Source organism: Pseudomonas sp. RGM 3321 (genome assembly GCF_022836805.1).
GTDB lineage: Bacteria > Pseudomonadota > Gammaproteobacteria > Pseudomonadales > Pseudomonadaceae > Aquipseudomonas.
The window spans coordinates 1-5,392 of the sequence record NZ_JALHBH010000069.1 but is presented as its reverse complement, the minus strand read 5'-3'; the positions used below and the strand labels follow the sequence as shown (position 1 = coordinate 5,392).

Below are 5,392 nucleotides of genomic sequence, written 5' to 3'. Positions count from 1 at the left end.
AACTGAATCAAGCAATTCGTGTGGGTGCTTGTGGTGTCAGACTGAAGTCAACAGATTATCAGCAACCCAAGTTACTCCGCGAGAAATCAAAGATGTAACCAACGATTGCTGAGCCAAGTTTAGGGTTTTCTCAAAACCCAGTTAGATGTTTGAACTGAAGAGTTTGATCATGGCTCAGATTGAACGCTGGCGGCAGGCCTAACACATGCAAGTCGAGCGGCAGCACGGGTACTTGTACCTGGTGGCGAGCGGCGGACGGGTGAGTAATGCCTAGGAATCTGCCTGGTAGTGGGGGATAACGCTCGGAAACGGACGCTAATACCGCATACGTCCTACGGGAGAAAGCAGGGGACCTTCGGGCCTTGCGCTATCAGATGAGCCTAGGTCGGATTAGCTAGTTGGTGAGGTAATGGCTCACCAAGGCGACGATCCGTAACTGGTCTGAGAGGATGATCAGTCACACTGGAACTGAGACACGGTCCAGACTCCTACGGGAGGCAGCAGTGGGGAATATTGGACAATGGGCGAAAGCCTGATCCAGCCATGCCGCGTGTGTGAAGAAGGTCTTCGGATTGTAAAGCACTTTAAGTTGGGAGGAAGGGCAGTTACCTAATACGTGATTGTTTTGACGTTACCGACAGAATAAGCACCGGCTAACTCTGTGCCAGCAGCCGCGGTAATACAGAGGGTGCAAGCGTTAATCGGAATTACTGGGCGTAAAGCGCGCGTAGGTGGTTTGTTAAGTTGAATGTGAAATCCCCGGGCTCAACCTGGGAACTGCATCCAAAACTGGCAAGCTAGAGTATGGTAGAGGGTGGTGGAATTTCCTGTGTAGCGGTGAAATGCGTAGATATAGGAAGGAACACCAGTGGCGAAGGCGACCACCTGGACTGATACTGACACTGAGGTGCGAAAGCGTGGGGAGCAAACAGGATTAGATACCCTGGTAGTCCACGCCGTAAACGATGTCAACTAGCCGTTGGGAGCCTTGAGCTCTTAGTGGCGCAGCTAACGCATTAAGTTGACCGCCTGGGGAGTACGGCCGCAAGGTTAAAACTCAAATGAATTGACGGGGGCCCGCACAAGCGGTGGAGCATGTGGTTTAATTCGAAGCAACGCGAAGAACCTTACCAGGCCTTGACATCCAATGAACTTTCCAGAGATGGATTGGTGCCTTCGGGAGCATTGAGACAGGTGCTGCATGGCTGTCGTCAGCTCGTGTCGTGAGATGTTGGGTTAAGTCCCGTAACGAGCGCAACCCTTGTCCTTAGTTACCAGCACGTTATGGTGGGCACTCTAAGGAGACTGCCGGTGACAAACCGGAGGAAGGTGGGGATGACGTCAAGTCATCATGGCCCTTACGGCCTGGGCTACACACGTGCTACAATGGTCGGTACAGAGGGTTGCCAAGCCGCGAGGTGGAGCTAATCTCACAAAACCGATCGTAGTCCGGATCGCAGTCTGCAACTCGACTGCGTGAAGTCGGAATCGCTAGTAATCGCGAATCAGAATGTCGCGGTGAATACGTTCCCGGGCCTTGTACACACCGCCCGTCACACCATGGGAGTGGGTTGCACCAGAAGTAGCTAGTCTAACCTTCGGGGGGACGGTTACCACGGTGTGATTCATGACTGGGGTGAAGTCGTAACAAGGTAGCCGTAGGGGAACCTGCGGCTGGATCACCTCCTTAATCGACGACTCAGCTGCACCATAAGCACCCACACGAATTGCTTGATTCATTGAAGAAGACGATTAGAAGCAGCGCCCGAGTTCGGGTCTGTAGCTCAGTTGGTTAGAGCGCACCCCTGATAAGGGTGAGGTCGGCAGTTCGAATCTGCCCAGACCCACCAGTTTACTGGTGAGATAGCTGGTCAGAGTAGACGCCTCCACGGTATGTAGAAATACGGGGCCATAGCTCAGCTGGGAGAGCGCCTGCCTTGCACGCAGGAGGTCAGCGGTTCGATCCCGCTTGGCTCCACCACTTACTGCTTCTGTTTGAAAGCTTAGAAATGAGCATTCCATTGATCCTGATGATCGATGCATGAATGTTGATTTCTAGTCTTTGATTAGATCGTTCTTTAAAAATTTGGGTATGTGATAGAAAGAAATAGACCGGGCACCTCTTTCACTGGTGTGTGTCCGGGCTAAGGTAAAGTTTGTGAAATGCAAACTTTCGGCGAATGTCGTCTTCACAGTATAACCAGATTGCTTGGGGTTATATGGTCAAGTGAAGAAGCGCATACGGTGGATGCCTTGGCAGTCAGAGGCGATGAAAGACGTGGTAGCCTGCGAAAAGCTTCGGGGAGTCGGCAAACAGACTGTGATCCGGAGATGTCTGAATGGGGGAACCCAGCCATCACAAGATGGTTATCTTGTACTGAATACATAGGTGCAAGAGGCGAACCAGGGGAACTGAAACATCTAAGTACCCTGAGGAAAAGAAATCAACCGAGATTCCCTTAGTAGTGGCGAGCGAACGGGGACCAGCCCTTAAGTTGTATTGAGATTAGCGGAACACTCTGGAAAGGGTGGCCATAGTGGGTGATAGCCCTGTACGCGAAAATCCCTTTGCAATGAAATCGAGTAGGACGGGGCACGAGAAACCTTGTCTGAATATGGGGGGACCATCCTCCAAGGCTAAATACTACTGACTGACCGATAGTGAACCAGTACCGTGAGGGAAAGGCGAAAAGAACCGCGGAGAGCGGAGTGAAATAGATCCTGAAACCGTATGCGTACAAGCAGTGGGAGCCCACTTTGTTGGGTGACTGCGTACCTTTTGTATAATGGGTCAGCGACTTATTTTCAGTGGCGAGCTTAACCGAATAGGGGAGGCGTAGCGAAAGCGAGTCTTAATAGGGCGTCTAGTCGCTGGGAATAGACCCGAAACCGGGCGATCTATCCATGGGCAGGTTGAAGGTTGGGTAACACTAACTGGAGGACCGAACCGACTACCGTTGAAAAGTTAGCGGATGACCTGTGGATCGGAGTGAAAGGCTAATCAAGCTCGGAGATAGCTGGTTCTCCTCGAAAGCTATTTAGGTAGCGCCTCATGTATCACTGTAGGGGGTAGAGCACTGTTTCGGCTAGGGGGTCATCCCGACTTACCAAACCGATGCAAACTCCGAATACCTACAAGTGCCGAGCATGGGAGACACACGGCGGGTGCTAACGTCCGTCGTGAAAAGGGAAACAACCCAGACCGTCAGCTAAGGTCCCAAAGTCATGGTTAAGTGGGAAACGATGTGGGAAGGCTTAGACAGCTAGGAGGTTGGCTTAGAAGCAGCCACCCTTTAAAGAAAGCGTAATAGCTCACTAGTCGAGTCGGCCTGCGCGGAAGATGTAACGGGGCTCAAACCATGCACCGAAGCTACGGGTATCATCTTTTGATGATGCGGTAGAGGAGCGTTCTGTAAGCCTGTGAAGGTGAGTTGAGAAGCTTGCTGGAGGTATCAGAAGTGCGAATGCTGACATGAGTAACGACAATGGGTGTGAAAAACACCCACGCCGAAAGACCAAGGTTTCCTGCGCAACGTTAATCGACGCAGGGTTAGTCGGTCCCTAAGGCGAGGCTGAAAAGCGTAGTCGATGGAAAACAGGTTAATATTCCTGTACTTCTGGTTATTGCGATGGAGGGACGGAGAAGGCTAGGCCAGCCTGGCGTTGGTTGTCCAGGTTTAAGGTGGTAGGCTGAGATCTTAGGTAAATCCGGGGTCTCAAGGCCGAGAGCTGATGACGAGTGTTCTTTAGAACACGAAGTGGTTGATGCCATGCTTCCAAGAAAAGCTTCTAAGCTTCAGGTAACCAGGAACCGTACCCCAAACCGACACAGGTGGTTGGGTAGAGAATACCAAGGCGCTTGAGAGAACTCGGGTGAAGGAACTAGGCAAAATGGCACCGTAACTTCGGGAGAAGGTGCGCCGGTGAGGGTGAAGCATTTACTGCGTAAGCCCACGCCGGTCGAAGATACCAGGCCGCTGCGACTGTTTATTAAAAACACAGCACTCTGCAAACACGAAAGTGGACGTATAGGGTGTGACGCCTGCCCGGTGCCGGAAGGTTAATTGATGGGGTTAGCGCAAGCGAAGCTCTTGATCGAAGCCCCGGTAAACGGCGGCCGTAACTATAACGGTCCTAAGGTAGCGAAATTCCTTGTCGGGTAAGTTCCGACCTGCACGAATGGCGTAACGATGGCGGCGCTGTCTCCACCCGAGACTCAGTGAAATTGAAATCGCTGTGAAGATGCAGTGTATCCGCGGCTAGACGGAAAGACCCCGTGAACCTTTACTATAGCTTTGCACTGGACTTTGAATTTGCTTGTGTAGGATAGGTGGGAGGCTTTGAAGCGTGGACGCCAGTCTGCGTGGAGCCAACCTTGAAATACCACCCTGGCAACTTTGAGGTTCTAACTCAGGTCCGTTATCCGGATCGAGGACAGTGTATGGTGGGTAGTTTGACTGGGGCGGTCTCCTCCTAAAGAGTAACGGAGGAGTACGAAGGTGCGCTCAGACCGGTCGGAAATCGGTCGTAGAGTATAAAGGCAAAAGCGCGCTTGACTGCGAGACAGACACGTCGAGCAGGTACGAAAGTAGGTCTTAGTGATCCGGTGGTTCTGTATGGAAGGGCCATCGCTCAACGGATAAAAGGTACTCCGGGGATAACAGGCTGATACCGCCCAAGAGTTCATATCGACGGCGGTGTTTGGCACCTCGATGTCGGCTCATCACATCCTGGGGCTGAAGCCGGTCCCAAGGGTATGGCTGTTCGCCATTTAAAGTGGTACGCGAGCTGGGTTTAGAACGTCGTGAGACAGTTCGGTCCCTATCTGCCGTGGACGTTTGAGATTTGAGAGGGGCTGCTCCTAGTACGAGAGGACCGGAGTGGACGAACCTCTGGTGTTCCGGTTGTCACGCCAGTGGCATTGCCGGGTAGCTATGTTCGGAAAAGATAACCGCTGAAAGCATCTAAGCGGGAAACTTGCCTCAAGATGAGATCTCACTGGAACCTTGAGTTCCCTGAAGGGCCGTCGAAGACTACGACGTTGATAGGTTGGGTGTGTAAGCGCTGTGAGGCGTTGAGCTAACCAATACTAATTGCCCGTGAGGCTTGACCATATAACACCCAAGCAATTTGAGTGGACTTCCTAACAGGAGCATCAGATTGCGGTGACTGTGAAGATGACACGAACCGAAAGTTTGCGTCACAAACGTACCGAGCCATCACATACCCGATTTGCTGAAGCGCGCCGTACGGCACGATTCGGTACCCGAATTTCTTGACGACCATAGAACATTGGAACCACCTGATCCCATCCCGAACTCAGTAGTGAAACGATGTATCGCCGATGGTAGTGTGGGGTTTCCCCATGTGAGAGTAGGTCATCGTCAAGATT

The 5,392-nt window shown here is 52.0% G+C and carries 2 tRNA genes and 3 rRNA genes; all 5 read left to right on the top strand.

The annotated features are described in order from the left end of the window. Positions 1-151: 151 nt before the first annotated feature. Positions 152-1,690 (top strand): 16S ribosomal RNA (locus RGM3321_RS00390). Positions 1,691-1,773: 83 nt separating this feature from the next. Then, positions 1,774-1,850, top strand: a tRNA-Ile gene (locus RGM3321_RS00385). 55 nt (positions 1,851-1,905) lie between these two features. Continuing rightward, positions 1,906-1,981: transfer RNA gene (locus RGM3321_RS00380), tRNA-Ala, on the top strand. A 240-nt stretch (positions 1,982-2,221) separates the two neighbouring features. Continuing rightward, positions 2,222-5,114: ribosomal RNA gene (locus RGM3321_RS00375) — 23S ribosomal RNA — on the top strand. Positions 5,115-5,274: 160 nt separating this feature from the next. Then, positions 5,275-5,390, top strand: a 5S ribosomal RNA gene (gene rrf, locus RGM3321_RS00370). The 16S, 23S and 5S rRNA genes sit together here with 2 tRNA genes alongside, the layout of an rRNA operon. Positions 5,391-5,392: the final 2 nt, after the last annotated feature.